Origin of the sequence: Endozoicomonas arenosclerae, from assembly GCF_001562015.1 — a bacterium.
Classification (GTDB): Bacteria; Pseudomonadota; Gammaproteobacteria; order Pseudomonadales; family Endozoicomonadaceae; genus Endozoicomonas_A; species Endozoicomonas_A arenosclerae.
The window spans coordinates 16,499-30,963 of record NZ_LASA01000057.1; the positions used below are offsets into that span (position 1 = coordinate 16,499).

12 protein-coding genes are annotated in these 14,465 nt (G+C 47.9%); 5 read left to right on the plus strand and 7 right to left on the minus strand.

Annotation, left to right across the window (positions count from 1 at the left end; genetic code table 11):
- Window positions 1–177 precede the first annotated feature (177 nt).
- Window positions 178–1,602: a tetratricopeptide repeat protein gene (locus WG89_RS06280; protein ID WP_153301455.1), complete on the plus strand. Its 1,425-nt coding sequence runs from the start codon at window positions 178–180 to the stop codon at window positions 1,600–1,602.
- On the opposite strand, the gene WG89_RS06285 is transcribed toward WG89_RS06280, so the two are convergent.
- The 6 genes from WG89_RS06285 to rpsU all read right to left on the minus strand — a co-directional run bounded on the left by WG89_RS06285 (window position 1,568) and on the right by rpsU (window position 9,382).
- On the minus strand, window positions 1,568–2,959 hold the full coding sequence (locus WG89_RS06285) for a rhomboid family intramembrane serine protease (protein WP_062262944.1): 1,392 nt from the start codon (window positions 2,957–2,959) through the stop codon (window positions 1,568–1,570). The two genes, WG89_RS06280 and WG89_RS06285, sit on opposite strands and share 35 nt — an antisense overlap.
- Window positions 2,960–3,216: 257 nt before the next feature.
- Entirely contained in the window at window positions 3,217–4,110 is an 894-nt protein-coding gene (locus WG89_RS06290) for a hypothetical protein (RefSeq protein ID WP_062262947.1), read from the minus strand.
- A gap of 123 nt (window positions 4,111–4,233) precedes the next feature.
- A complete protein-coding gene (gene rpoD / locus WG89_RS06295) occupies window positions 4,234–6,060 on the minus strand; it encodes an RNA polymerase sigma factor RpoD (protein WP_062262950.1) in 1,827 nt (608 codons plus the stop codon).
- A gap of 449 nt (window positions 6,061–6,509) precedes the next feature.
- Window positions 6,510–8,477 carry a DNA primase gene (gene dnaG, locus WG89_RS06300; protein WP_062262953.1) on the minus strand — a complete coding sequence of 656 codons (1,968 nt, stop codon included), beginning with the start codon at window positions 8,475–8,477 and terminating at the stop codon, window positions 6,510–6,512.
- 153 nt (window positions 8,478–8,630) lie between these two features.
- Window positions 8,631–9,080 (minus strand): GatB/YqeY domain-containing protein, encoded by a 450-nt coding sequence (locus WG89_RS06305; protein ID WP_062262956.1) that lies wholly within the window; start codon window positions 9,078–9,080, stop codon window positions 8,631–8,633.
- Between the two features lie 86 nt (window positions 9,081–9,166).
- On the minus strand, window positions 9,167–9,382 hold the full coding sequence (gene rpsU, locus WG89_RS06310) for a 30S ribosomal protein S21 (RefSeq protein ID WP_034839300.1): 216 nt from the start codon (window positions 9,380–9,382) through the stop codon (window positions 9,167–9,169).
- A 649-nt stretch (window positions 9,383–10,031) separates the two neighbouring features.
- Between rpsU and tsaD the strand changes: the two genes are divergently transcribed.
- Genes tsaD through WG89_RS06325 form a run of 3 tightly spaced genes read left to right on the plus strand, consistent with a single transcriptional unit; the run spans window position 10,032 to window position 11,924 of the window.
- Complete coding sequence (gene tsaD / locus WG89_RS06315; protein WP_062262959.1) at window positions 10,032–11,087, plus strand: tRNA (adenosine(37)-N6)-threonylcarbamoyltransferase complex transferase subunit TsaD; 1,056 nt, start codon at window positions 10,032–10,034, stop codon at window positions 11,085–11,087.
- On the plus strand, window positions 11,080–11,445 hold the full coding sequence (folB, locus tag WG89_RS06320) for a dihydroneopterin aldolase (protein ID WP_062262962.1): 366 nt from the start codon (window positions 11,080–11,082) through the stop codon (window positions 11,443–11,445). The genes tsaD and folB overlap by 8 nt, the downstream gene beginning before the upstream one ends.
- Window positions 11,442–11,924 (plus strand): 2-amino-4-hydroxy-6-hydroxymethyldihydropteridine diphosphokinase, encoded by a 483-nt coding sequence (locus WG89_RS06325; protein WP_062262965.1) that lies wholly within the window; start codon window positions 11,442–11,444, stop codon window positions 11,922–11,924. The genes folB and WG89_RS06325 overlap by 4 nt, the downstream gene beginning before the upstream one ends.
- 174 nt (window positions 11,925–12,098) lie before the next feature.
- Here WG89_RS06325 and WG89_RS06330 read toward each other — a convergent pair whose 3' ends face one another.
- Window positions 12,099–13,232 carry a multifunctional CCA addition/repair protein gene (locus WG89_RS06330; protein ID WP_062262968.1) on the minus strand — a complete coding sequence of 378 codons (1,134 nt, stop codon included), beginning with the start codon at window positions 13,230–13,232 and terminating at the stop codon, window positions 12,099–12,101.
- A 365-nt stretch (window positions 13,233–13,597) separates the two neighbouring features.
- On the opposite strand from WG89_RS06330, the gene WG89_RS06335 reads away from it, so the two are divergent.
- Window positions 13,598–14,455 (plus strand): hypothetical protein, encoded by an 858-nt coding sequence (locus WG89_RS06335; RefSeq protein WP_153301456.1) that lies wholly within the window; start codon window positions 13,598–13,600, stop codon window positions 14,453–14,455.
- Window positions 14,456–14,465: the final 10 nt, after the last annotated feature.

A 14,465-nucleotide genomic window follows, 5' to 3' on the forward strand; every position in this document is an offset into this window, starting at 1 on the left:
AGAAAACAGGAGCCCTCGGGCTCCTGTTTTTTTATGTCTTAAGACAGTTGGGCATGGCTGTTTTAAGTGTGAAAGAGGTAGAATAACGACGCTCTCATCAGTATGAATCAAGTCACGTTTTTCATTTAATTTGAAAAAAATGACGGATAAAAAATAAAAAAGAACAGGGTGTATGGGATGACAGAGGCGGTCCATTGCCAGTACCACACAAATAATCCGGCCGTATGGCATTGCGAAGGTTGTCAGAAGCATTATGGGGACTGTTGTGTGCCTGCTGTGCCGGAGGGTTATGACGAGCCTGTCTGTATGCTCTGCAATCAGGAAATGCAGTATCTCGGTGCCGCTCATTCGGCTGAGCCTTTCTGGCTGAAGATCAATGATTTCTTCCTCTACCCTGTCAGAGTCGCCAGTCTGACATTTCTTGCAGTCTGTATAGTGATCGGTTTTGTGATGCCTTATACCGGTCCACTGATTTTGCCTTTAAGTATTTTGTTGATGTGTGTGCTCACTAAATACTCACTTCAGATTATTGAGTCTGTCAGTATGGGAGATTGGGAGCCGCCCAGTCTTGAAGAAGCGTTTTCTGCTGACGGTATGAGTCTCTTTTTCAAGCAGATTGGTATTTTCCTGGTAGCCGGTGTTGCGCTCTATTTTCTGAGTAATCTGGGGGTCTTTGTGGTGTTGGGCGCTGCCGCTTTCATGTTGCTTGGATTGCCCGCTTCCATGATGATTCTGGCCAGGGAGCATACGCTTTCTGCGGCCGTTAACCCTATTAAGATTGCTTTTGTTATTTCAGCTATTGGTTGGCCTTACCTGCTGCTCTATTTCTTCCTGATTGTTCTTTATGGAGGTCCTGGCTACTTTATCGGTGGTCAGGAAGAGGTGTCTTCTCTATTTACTGCGGCTTCGTCACTGCTGGGTGGATATTTTTCTTTTGTGATGTGCGCCATGATGGGTTATTGCCTTTATCAGTATCAGTCGGAGCTGGGCTACGCTGCTGAGATGGAAGGGGAAGAAGGTATGACTGAAGAGGAGTACCGAAACCAGAAAGCTTTGGCAGATGGTCTGGTATTTATGCGGGAAGGGCGTGAAGAAGAGGCTCTGAAAATAACCAAGCAGGCGTTGGAAAGAGATCGCTCTAACATCCAGCTCAACAAGCGCTTTTTCAAGTTATTGTTACTTTCAGCACCTGATCAGGCATTAATAAAGTTTGGTGAGAAATATATGCAGCGTTTGATGATTCTTCGCAGGGATCATGAGGCTGCAGATGTGTATCTTGAAATGAAAGGACGCATGAAGGCCTATATGCCGGCGGTGCCAGGTGAGCGATACCGTTTGGCTGAAGCGTTGTCGCAAAAGGGTAAAGCGCGGGAAGCGTTAGGTCTATTGTTCAATTTGCATAAGCTTTTCCCTGATTATCAGCAGATTCCAGAGGCTTATCTGTTGATTGCCCGGCTGTTGAGTGAAAATATGAATAACGACGATCAGGCTGGGAAGTATCTGGATTTTATCATCAAGCATTACCCTGACCACCGTATGGCTAAAGAGGCCAGGGATTACAAGCAGGTTATTGAGTCTCTGTCATCGACGACAGCTGCTTGATAAGCGTTTGATAGTGCTGGTCGTTTTTTCCTCTGAAATAACTGGCCAGCGCTTCAAGGCAGGGAGCAAGTAATTCAGTTTCCTGAGTAGTGCTCAATGCTTTTTGTGCAAGGATAAAGGCCTGTGGGAAATAGTCAGCCTTGATCAGTCGGTTGATCCAGAATGCGCTCAATTTTCCGCTCTTTAGCAGGGTGGGTGTCTTGCAATAGGAGTTTGTGATTGAGGCGACAAGGGCGTCTGTTTCAGTTGTTCTGGGTAGTTTGATGATAGTCAGGACTAGCTGGTGATAGCTTTTATTCCGGTTTCTTTGCTTCAAGGCGTAAAGTCTTTCCAGAATTTCTACATTGCCGGGATGCTCCTGCATCAGTTTTTCTGCAAGCTGAATGGCTTTATCGTGTTGCAGTTGATTGGTGAGGTCGTCGATGGCTTGAACCGGATCAAATACAGGCTGTTCAGAATTTTCTTCCAGTTTTGTTTCTGAAAGATTAAGCCATGGTCGGGCGGCGAGAGTGATGATGACGCCGCTGATCAATCCACCCATGTGTGCCCAGTAATTCACGTTAGTGTTGCTGAATACCTGGCCAATGACTTCTTTACCTAGCCAGAAAGGGAAGATGATCAGGGCAGGGGCTTTGATAAAGTTAAAGTAAGGACCAATCCAGTAAAAAAACTGAATTTTACGGGTTTGATAAGCGCCAAGGTAAGCTCCCATTAAGCCAGCTATAGCTCCCGATGCTCCCACCCCGAAGCCGTGTTCACTCCATTGCATAATCCAGTAAAGGCCGGTGGCTGCAAAACCGGTGAGCAGGTAAGTGCCCAGATAGGCCAGCCTTCCCATGACGACTTCCAGTGCACAACCAAAAATAAACAGGAAAATCATATTGCCAAGCAGGTGACCAAAGTCACCATGCAGAAACATAGAAACAAAAGCGTCGATCAGCGATGGAGTGGCTGGATTGAAACCATACTTTACATAACTGAGCTGATTCCTGAGCTCCTCAAACTTTATTCTGTCTTTTTCCCATTGACTGTCATCAAAGTCCGGGTGTTCTCTGAGATTTTTTTCAAATTCCAGATCATGCATCAGCTGCATGGAAAGAATCATGCTGCCTTCTTCGCTGTTCAGGGGAATGCTGGCCCATACCTCAGGTTTATGCTGGCTGAGATAATCAGAATAGAGAGGGGTTTCCCGATCGGAGAGTTGCATCTCCTCATAGGTTTTCATTAGTTCCGGATAGATGTCCTGATCGTCGGTCTGGTAGCCAAAGAAAATGGCGCAATTGATAATGATCAGTAACAGGGTGATAAGAGGTGGATCTCGCCAGTCCAGCTTTCTCTCGGCGGGAATAATTAGCATCGTGCGTCCTGCAGCAATTATTGTTTTTAAAGTGTTTTTATTGCGTCGTATTGTATCTCAGAGTCTATTACAGGGGTAGCAACATAAGATGACTCTGCAGGCTGGGTTCGGGAGTAGTCTGTTAAGAAAAAGCTCACTAGTGCAGCGAAGAGCTATACCCCAGACCGTTCGCACTGAGTCTGTCGAAGTGTATTGCCAGTATCCTTCGACAAGCTCAGGATGAACGGAGTTTGTATGACCATTAACGCTAGGTTGCACTAGTTTGATCCAAAATACTCTGCCATTTGTGATAGTTGGCCCGAACGGGTGGGGAAATTTTTCCACAAGTGTGTGAGTGCATCTGCCAGAGTGACCTGATGCAGGTTCAGTGTTTTATGAAATAGTAAATGCTGGATGTTGGTGTGAAACTTTTCAGGTTGCTCAGAAAGAGTTGTTCTTTCAAGCAGGTGCTGATCCAAGGCATCCTCCGGAAACTCCAGAGGCTGAGTGCATTGCTTAAGTAAATTGAAAAGCATGGCGTCCAATAGATGTTCCGGGATTTCGTTCTGCATTCTATGCAGCCAGGCGATGGTGATCAGGTTGTGTCCAAAGAAGCCAGGTTGAATTAAAGCTGCTTTCAGAGTGTCATCGAAATTGGGAGGTGTCGGTTGATAGGCGGGCTTTCCTGAAAACTTTGGATCATTAAAGGTAGAGCCAACAAACTCTGTGAGTCTCTCAAGGTATGGAGGAATTTGGGATTCATTCAGGTGTTGATGAACCGCTTTGAAAGCCAGGAGTATGGTTACGTGGTGGAAAAGGTAGTGGTCAGCCGTTGCTGCTTTCTCAAGATAGTGTTCAAGGATATCCTGAATACCTCTTTCCTTGTGCCATTGATTCATCGCGAGATAGGCAGCAGGAAAAACACCATTTTCCACTCTGCTTTGAATTCTGTTTGAGCTAAATGTGACAGCTTCCATGTGCTCTGACAGAACGGTGTGGATTTTGATTTCTGTTTTTCTGATCAGTCGGTGGGTTTGCTCCCAGATTTCTTGTTGAGCTTCAGGATATTTTTCCGTTAAGTGGTTGGCAGCAAGGTATGCTTTCAACGAGTGGGGTTGATGAATGCTTGCGCTACGAAAAACTGCATCCTGCAATAGGTCGGCTTGATTCATAATGATTATCCAGAACCGATGACTTTTTGTTAACTGTCGTTTATAAGGCAGGATCTGCGTTCTGGCAAGTATAAAAAAACCGTGCATAAGCACGGTTTTTTAGCGCCCGAGAATCTGGAGATATTACTCGTCCAGGAAGCTTCTCAGGTGGTCTGAACGCGTTGGATGACGCAGCTTTCTCAGAGCCTTGGCTTCGATCTGACGAATACGCTCACGGGTAACGTCGAACTGCTTGCCCACTTCTTCCAGAGTGTGGTCAGTGTTCATGTCGATACCGAAACGCATGCGCAGAACCTTCGCTTCACGGGCTGTCAGTCCTGACAGAACGTTGCGAGTAGATTCTTTCAAGCCGGTGCCAGTTGCACGATCGATAGGTGACTGAATGGTAGCGTCTTCGATAAAGTCGCCCAGGTGGGAGTCTTCATCATCACCGATTGGAGTCTCCATAGAGATAGGCTCTTTGGAGATTTTCAGTACCTTGCGAATCTTGTCTTCCGGCATTTCCATGCGCACAGCCAGTTCTTCCGGAGTAGGTTCGCGACCCATCTCCTGAAGCATCTGCCTGGAAATACGGTTCAGTTTGTTGATCGTTTCGATCATGTGAACCGGAATACGGATAGTTCTGGCCTGATCCGCGATGGAGCGGGTGATGGCCTGACGAATCCACCAGGTGGCGTAGGTCGAGAACTTGTATCCGCGACGGTATTCAAACTTGTCTACCGCTTTCATCAAACCGATGTTGCCTTCCTGGATCAGGTCGAGGAATTGCAGGCCACGGTTGGTGTATTTCTTGGCGATGGAGATAACCAGACGCAGGTTAGCTTCTACCATTTCTTTCTTGGCGCGACGGGCACGGGCTTCACCCAGGGACATTCTGCGGTTGATGTCCTTGATTTGTACCAGTGTGCAACCAAAGTCTTTTTCAATGGAGATCAGTTTTTTCTGGGCACGGACAATCTCGTCACGGTAGTTGTTGACTACTTGTGCGTAGCCAGCGCTTCCGGAAGTGATGTCATCAATCCAGTTAAGGCTGGTTTCATTGCCCGGGAATGTGCTCAGGAAAATCTTACGAGGCATTTTCGCGCGACGCACACAGAACTGCATGATGGCGCGCTCATTGCGACGAATGGTGTCCAGAGTATTTCTGATGCGGAATACCAGCATGTCAAAAATACGAGGCACTAACTTCAGTGGCATGAAGGCTTCGGTAAGCTCTTCCATGGCCGCTTTGGCTTCTTTAGAGCCGAAGTCGTGCTTTTCCAGAGTGCTCAGAACTTTTTCGTGTCCGTCCCTGAGAGCGCCAAAGCGTTCAGCAGCTTCTTCCGGATCCAGACCGCCAGCATCTTCGTCGTCGTCGTCATCATCGTCATCAGAGTCGTTATCATCAAAGTTTTCCTGGATGTTTTCGACGACAGGGGCGGGTGCTGGTACATCGGAGTCAGGGTCGATGTAGCCACTGATCAGGTCGGTCAGGCGACCTTCTTCTTCTACAATTCGATCGTATTCATCCAGAACAATCTGAACAGAGCCTGGGAACTTGGCCAGGGCTGACATGACTTCACGCAGCCCTTCTTCAATTCGCTTGGCGATCTGGATTTCGCCTTCACGAGTCAGCAGTTCAACTGTACCCATTTCACGCATGTACATGCGTACTGGGTCAGTAGTACGACCTGCTTCCTGTTCAACCGCTGCAAGAGCTGCTGCTGCTTCTTCGGCAGCAGCTTCATCAGTATCGGCTTCTGACAACAACAGGGTATCGGCGTCCGGCGCTGTTTCGTAGACGGTGATACCCATGTCATTGATCATGCGAATGATGTCTTCAACCTGATCAGGATCGGAGATGTCTTCAGGAAGATGGTCATTCACCTCCGCGTAAGTCAGGTATCCCTGTTCCTTACCGCGAGAGATAAGCTCTTTCAGTCGGGATTGTTGTTGCGAGTTAGCTGACATATCAACCCTTTAACAGCGAAAGTGGAGTGCCGGACGAAAAAAACGTAAGCTGGCAATTATAGCTCAAAAAACATGGGGTTTTCCACAGGAAAGCGCAAAACAGTACACTTTTGTGGAGCTGCACGATGTTCAGTGGTTGAGGTACCGGAAAAACTGTCCATGGAAAACTACACATGGTGAGGGTCCCCTTCCGTGGCTTTTGCCGTGAAAGCCTCTATTCACGCAAGGTGAGCTGCAGAGATGCTTTCTTCGCTCATGGCTGTTTCAGACCGGATTCAGAATCAGGTGTGTGGTCAATAACGGCTTCCCACATAGCACAGTGAAGTTCAAGTATACCTAAAAATACGTGCGTCGCCATAAATAAACGGATAAAAAAACAATTTACAATACGCTTACAGGCTGCAGGGAAAAAGGACTTCTGTCGTTCACTAGTCGGTTTTTTCTGAGCGTTATGACTGTTCTTTTTTGGGTGCAGCAGTGGTGGTTTTGATGCCGAGTTTTTGTTTCTGTTTTTCAAGCAGTGCTTCAAGAACGCTGCGCTGGGCAGAATCGATTTGCCCCGGCTTTTTCTGGGAAAAAGTTTGCTTTAAAGAGTGGGTAGCCTGTTTATGCTCGAGCTCTCTTACAGTATCTCTGATCCGTTCAATGGCTTCGTGGAACTCCTGGTCGTTCGGCTCGTGACCCAGTTGCAGTGATGCGATTTCCTGTAAGCGTGAACCGTGTTGAGTTCCATGCCATTGAGCAATCAACGCTATGGTAGGTAATTTGGGTTGCTCCTGAAGCGTCTTGATCAGTGCAATCAGTAACTGGGTGTCAGGGTGTTCATCGCCTTCAAGTTCGTTAATGGCTTGAACGCCAGTCGCCAGTTCCGGATTGCATAACAGATGGCGGATTGCATAAATGGATCGCCCGACTTTTAAGGGGGCGGGTGCAGCGGGTTGTTCGCTCTTATCCTTAAAATTCTTTTTAAAAGGTTTGCGCTCAAAGCTGCGTTCCTGGGGTTGAAAGTTCTGAGTAAAATCGGCCTCGTACTCAGCCTCAGGATAATAGTCCGCTTCAGCAGGCATTGAGTAGTTGTCGTATACAGCGGGTTCAGTCGGAGCAGGTTCGGGTTCGCTCTTTTTGTTCAGGTAACTTTCCAGGGTGTCAGTGTTTAATCCGGTAATTTCTGACAGCCGCTGCATCAGCATTTGTTTAAACAGGCCGTCCGGAATTTTATGCAGGTGAGGTTGTGCCTCTGTTGCCAATCGGGAGCGGCCGTCCATGGTGTTCAGATCAATTTTTTCGCTGAGTTCCTGAAAAAGAAAAGTGTCCAGGCTCAGGGCGGTACTTTTGATTCGCTCAAGAAAGGCATCGGCGCCTTCCTGTCTGACCATGCTGTCAGGGTCTTCACCTTGGGGTAAAAACAGAAAGCGAGCCTGATTGCCGTCTTCCATATAAGGAAGGGTTGATTCCAGTGCTCGCCAAGCTGCCCGTCTGCCAGCGTCATCACCGTCAAAGCAGAACACAACTTCTGATACGGTTTTGAACAGCCGCTGCATATGATCCAGTGTTGTGGCTGTGCCCAGTGTGGCAACAGCGTTATGGATGCCTTGTTGCGCCAGGGCAACAACATCCATATAACCTTCTACAACCAGGATGCGCTCAAGGTGTCGATTGTGCTTTTTGGCCTCATAAAGGCCATAAAGTTCCCGTCCCTTGTGAAAAATAGGGGATTCGGGGGAGTTCAGGTATTTGGGTTTGGCGTCACCCAGCACTCGTCCGCCAAAAGCGATGATCCGTCCCCGGGTGTCATGAATCGGAAACATGATGCGATCACGAAAGCGGTCGTATCGGCTTTTGGTCTCTTCTTTCTCAACCAGCATGCCGGTGGTGACCAGCTGGTCTTCTTTTTCCTGGTTCTCGGCCAGATGATTCTGGAGGTTGTCCCAGCCGGGAGGGGCAAAGCCTATTCCGAAGCGCTTGCAGGTCTGACCATCCAGGCCTCGCTGTTTCAGGTATTGGATGGCTCTGGGGGCGTCCTGAGCTTTTCTTAATTGTTCGTTATAAAAGGCGTTGGCCTTGGTCATCAGCTCATAAAGAGGGGTGTGATCTGGTCCTTTTCTCTGGCTGTGCTGTTCTCTGGGTACTTCAAGGCCCACCAGGCTGGCCAGAGAGTCTACGGCTGTCGGGAAGTCCAGGTGGTCAAAGTCCATGACAAAACCCAAGGCGTTGCCGCTGGCGCCACAGCCAAAGCAATAGTAAAACTGCTTGTCGGGGCTGACGGTGAAAGAAGGGGTTTTTTCCTGATGGAATGGGCAGCAGGCGGAGTAGTTTCGACCGGTTTTCTTCAGCTTTACCCGGGTGTCGACAATGTCCACGATGTCCAGGCGGTTCAGCAGGTCATCAATAAATGTCTGGGGTATGCGTCCGGCCATAAATGCCCATAAGGAAAGCAGGTGTCAGCGCCAGTCATGAACAGAGGCTGGTGCCAGAATGTTTAACAGAAGTTCGATATTATCACTGTCATTGGAGGAATGTCAGTGATTGTCGCAAAAGCTGTGCTTTGTCGTCAGGTGCGAGAATCTGATTCAGTTGAGCTGTTGCTTGACCGTCTGACTGACTTGATTCATGTCAGCTCGTCCCTGGATTTTGGGCTTGAGGATGCCCATGACTTTGCCCATATCACGCATGCTCTCGGCTCCGCTTTCACGAATCGCTTCAGAAACCAGTTGGTTGACTTCGTCGGCGCTGAGCTGGGAGGGCAGGAATTCCTGAATGATGGCCAGCTCCAGTTTCTCCTGGTCGGCCAGATCAGTGCGCCCTGCAGACTCGAACTGGGTGATGGCATCGCGGCGTTGCTTGGCCATCTTGTCGAGTGCTGCAAGGGCACGGATGTCGTCGATCGACTTTTCGTCTACTTCGATTCGCTTGAACTCGGCTAGAGCCAGGCGAATGGTTCCCAAACGAACCTTTTCGCGATTGCGCATAGCGTCCTTCATTGCAGCAGTCAGTTGTTCCTTGACCTGGCATTCGCTCATGTTCTTACCTCAATACGAGCCCTTCCCGAAAAAAAGGATTCGAGCTGATCAATGGGAGTCGAAGCAATTAAAACCGGAATCCGGTCTTAATACAGACGCTCACGACGACGCTGTTCGCGCTGCAGTTTTTTCAAATGACGCTTGACAGCAGCAGCAGCCTTACGCTTGCGAACGGAGGTTGGCTTTTCGTAGTGTTCACGACGACGTACTTCAGCCAGGACACCAGCCTTTTCGCAGGAGCGCTTGAAACGGCGCAGTGCTACATCAAACGGTTCATTTTCTTTAACTTTAACAGCAGGCATGCAGAGATCACCTTCCTATAAAAAATAGTGTGTTCATTAAATAAGGTTTGCAGCCCGGCATAATAACATCTGCTATTGGTACCTCCTACTCTTTGATCAGAAAATGCACTCTGTGATTCCCAGTCCAAATAAAAAGGACGGGGCAGCGATTTATTTTCTATTTATGGCGATTTTCAAATGAATGAAACTCGTCATAAAAGAGCAATCGGTTGAGCATTCACACTGTTTTCAGGAGCCCTGCCTAAGCTGAAACCCTTGAATATCGTGTGAAGAAGCTAATTCCGACCCGCAAAATAAGTCAGGACAAAAGTCCAGACTAGCCGCGTATTTTCAGGGATGCGAATTTTATAGACTATTTTCAGTAAATGCAAAATTCGGCCTGTTTTCAGCCGGGCATGAGAGCTCAGGGGTTGCGGTCTCTGGCATTTCCTGCAAAGGCCCGTTTGCAGTATCATCCCAGACCCTGCAGCAGGTACTGAACTATAACGGTTGTACGTTAGTTCTTAATATCCGGCCCCTTGTTATTTTTGCTATGGGAGTTGTTCTGGAAACCTGCCTGAATGATGGTAATCCACAGGGTCTGTGAGTATATGCACTGTTTGTTCAATAAGTGGTGCGAAGTGCAGACTGATGTTAACAGGTCTTATCTATGATAGTGCTCGGGATTGAAACATCCTGCGATGAGTCAGGCATTGCCCTATATGACAGCCATAAAGGGCTGCTGGCTGATGCGCTTTACAGCCAGATTGAAATGCATACCGAGTATGGCGGTGTCGTACCTGAACTGGCGTCCAGGGATCATATCCAGAGGGTTCTGCCTCTGATCAATCAGGTTCTGGAAAAAGCCGGTATCACCCGAAAAGAGATTGATGCAGTAGCCTACACCAAAGGGCCGGGCTTAATTGGTGCTCTAATGGTGGGCGCCTGTATTGGCCGCTCCATGGGTTGGGCGTTGGGTGTACCCACCGTGGGGGTGCATCATATGGAAGGGCATTTGCTGGCCCCCATGCTGGAAGATAACCCTCCTGAATTTCCATTTCTGGCATTGCTGGTTTCTGGCGGTCACACACAGTTGGTCCGCGTAGATGGCATTGGTCAATATCAGCTGCTGGGTGAATCTATTGATGATGCGGCCGGTGAGGCTTTTGACAAAGTAGCTGCCATGCTTGAGCTGGGTTACCCGGGTGGGCCAAAAGTATCCATGCTGGCCGAGTCTGGCACTCAGGGGCGATTCCGATTTCCCCGGCCCATGTGTGACCGTCCGGGGCTGGATTTCAGTTTTAGTGGTTTGAAAACTTTTACGCTTAATACTGTGGCAGCCTGTAAAAAGGAAGGTCACTTTACCGATCAGGATCGGGCCGATATTGCTTTGGCTTTTGAGGAAGCGGTTGTCGATACCCTGGCATTCAAGTGCCGTCGAGCATTGAGACAAACCGGATTGAAACAGCTGGTGATTGCCGGTGGTGTGAGTGCTAACAAAAGACTCAGAAAAGAACTGGAAGCCATGGCGACAAAAGAGGGTGGCGGTTTGCGTTATGCCAGACCGGAGTTTTGTACCGATAATGGTGCCATGATTGCTTATGCAGGGTGTCAGCGTCTGCTGGCAGGTCAAACTGAGCCCCTTGAAGTAGCTCCCATGCCTCGCTGGAATATGGAAGAGCTGGAAGCCGTTAATTCAGAATCCAAGGGTGATGTGAATGGATAAGGTTCGTATCGAGCATCTGGAAACCCGGGCCATTATTGGTGTTTATGAGTTTGAGCATGAAGCCCCTCAGCCCTTGATTATTGATCTGGAGCTGGAAACCGACTTTACCAGAGCCTTTGGTTCCGACGATTTGAATGATGCACTGGACTACGATGCCATCAGTCAGGCAGTCAGCGCCTTCTGTGAAGAATCCCGGTATGCCTTGCTGGAAGCGCTGGCTGGAGGCATTATTAAGCTGGTGCAGGTCAACTTTAATGTCGATCGGGTAGGTGTTTTGATTCGCAAGCCCGAAGCATTAAAAGGTGCAGTAGCCTCAGTATGGTGTGAACGTACAAAGGATGAGATGCGTCAACTATGACACTTTATTACATTGGAGTCGGTTCCAATGAAGAGGCTGAAAGCAATTGTCGCAAGATGATTGAGGCATTTCGGCAGCAGTTTGGCACTTTGCTGGTCAGCAGCCTGATCCAGACTTCTGCAGAAGGAGTGGATGCGGCTGATTATTATAATGCTGTCGTTTGTTTTGAAAGTGAGGCCACACCCGCCTCGATAAATCAGTGGTGCAAGCAGATAGAAGATCAGTTGGGGCGGGTCAGGGGTAGCCTGAAATGTCGGGCCGACCTTGATATTCTGCAGGCTGTGGAAGATGTTCGGGACGTAACATTGAGCGCCATTGAAGAAGTCTACTTTCGACCTCTGGTGAAACAACTCTGGTGTTTTCAGGCGGGAAGACCTGTCAGTGTTTTTGTTGATGCCATTCCAATGGCGTTTGAGCCCGATGTCCTATTAGGCAACCAGCCTCGTTTATTGCCTGAGCTGGAGTTTGTTGCTGGCTAAGGAATAGTCCTGAAATAACTTCCTGGTTGAGAGCCTACCAAAACCCGTTCGGGCTGAGCCTGTTGAAGCCCAATGCCACCACCCTTCGACAAGCTCAGGGTGAACGGGTTAGGTGTGCAAGCTGGGAAGTTCTAAGTGGAAAGATCTAATAATTCTATTTGGAGCACTAGTCTGTTATTGCTTTAACTTTTCCTGCATCTGCTCAACTCTCAACTTCCTCAACTGCTCTCCAACAGCTTTACCCTTAAAGCCTTGTGCAACAATGTCCCTGGCATTGATAGAAAGACACAACTCCAGAAGTGATTGCAGAGTGCTACAGGCTTCTGCAGACAACTCCTGTTCTTTGGCAGTGGCAATGCAAGAACATGCTTCCAGAAAGTGAGTAAAGCGTTCCGGGCGTCTGAAGGCATCGGTTTGTTCAAACAGAGTCATCAGAAATTCAGCATCAATTGATGCAATGTTGTCCAGAACGGTTTGACTGTATTGGAAGGTCAGGCTGGCCAGTTCTGTATAGCTGGAAGGCACTTTCAGATGCTTTGATAAAGACTTTATCTGCTCTACGTTCAGTCCGGATTCGGTGCTGAATGTTGCGGCAAAACGAATCTCTTCAGGTTTGCCTTCTTTCACGGCTGCTTCAAGAGCCTTCAAGCCGGTAGCTGGAGCGCTGATAAATGGAATCCAGTCAGGCATAACTACGGACATGGCGTTGCAGGCAAAGAGCACTTCGAAATAGATTTGGGGAGAAGGCTCGGAAAGAGCCCGAACAGTTTCCTGCCAAACCCGCTCGGGTACCAGGTAAGAGGCTTCTCCACTTTCAACCATTCGGGTCATCAGTTGCAAGGTTTCAGGGGCTACCTTGAAGCCCAGGTGATGGAACCGTGCCGCAAATCGGGCTACACGCAGGATACGCAGAGGGTCTTCCTGAAAAGCAGAAGAGACATGACGTAAAAGGCGGTTTTCCAGATCTTTTTTACCACCGTAAGGATCATGGAGCTGCCCTTGAGAGTCTTCAGCCATGGCGTTGATTGTCAGATCCCTTCGGATCAAGTCTTCTTCCAGGGTGACATCCGGTGCTGTATGAAACACAAAACCACCGTAGCCGTGGCCTGACTTTCTTTCAGTGCGGGCCAGTGCATACTCTTCTTTGGATTGTGGGTGAAGAAAAACAGGGAAGTCCTGGCCGACGGGCTGAAAGCCCTGGCTTTTCATTTCCTCGGGACTGCTGCCTACCACCACCCAGTCGTGATCCTTAACCGGCAGGTTCAGTAACTTGTCTCGAACGGCACCACCAACCAGAAAAATCTTCATGTCATGTCTATCTGTATCGTTGAGTGAATCATCTTAACTGCATGATATGGAGTGTGAACAGTAAAAATTAGATCAGCAGTTTGAAAATATAGGTGGATTCTTATTTATTCAAAATGAATGATTTTTCAAAGTGATTTCTCAGTTTTGACTATCTTTGTTAGCCAGTGTCATCTTCAGGTTGTAAATAAATGAGTCATTATAATCATAGATTCTGGCGAAGCGTGTTCTGCATTTTAATGCTGCTGTTCGTTTCTTTTGAAGTCAGTGCGCTTGCTACCAAAAAGCAATTTTATGAGCTTGGGGCACATCCTACTCACTATCTGGCTCAAATGGTCGTAATCAAGGAAGCCAGATCCGGTGATTACATGGGGAATGAAGAGTTCGAGTATTATCTGTTCGATACTTTTCTTATTAAAGAGCAGATAGTCCTGAGTGCGAAACAGGTGAAAGAAATCAAGAGTCTGCTTGATCAGGAGGTATTCGAAGAAAATGGAGTAATGAAGAAAATAGTAGTGAAGGTATTTACTGACTTTCAGCGAACAGGGGTTGGTTATCTGCGTTCAGTTCCCAATGTTGCTGAAGTGAAAGAGATTAATTCAAGCAATTGGGATCAGGATAAAGAGCGTTTACTGTTATTACCTCTTGAAGAGGCCGTTGCTGGTGCACCTGCGAGTGCTGTAAATCTCCCATATGGAGCTCTTAATGAGGGAGAGTATCATTTCGCAAGTACTCGCTATCAAGGGAATAAGCATGGTTCTGTTGGTCTAGGATACAATCAACAGGTGGGATTCACTAAAGCATGGCCTGAAGCGGTGAGAGAACTGGCAAACGACTGTCCTCATTTGTTTATGGATAAAAATCAAAGGGAGAGCACACAAGCGACCCCTTCAAACAAGAAGATGAATAAGAGTGTATTTCCATGTTGGCTCCGTAAAAGTATGCTCCAATACTTTAAAATCTCGGTATCAAGCAAGAAGCATATTGTGACACTCTCATTTGAGAAGTTGATGGATGAAGCAGTATGTAGCCAGTCGGTTTGCAGTCCAGTCGACATCGATGGTTATCCGTTACATATGGAGAACCATCCAGTGATTCTTGTTTATAAAGACAAGTTTTATCTTTATGGGTTCACAGAGTCGTGTACGTTGGGGGAAAAATGTTCTGTCAGAGCTTTTCCGGTCCCCACCCCCCTGACTTTCAGAAACAGTCAGGGTCTCCATTAGAGGCCCTGTT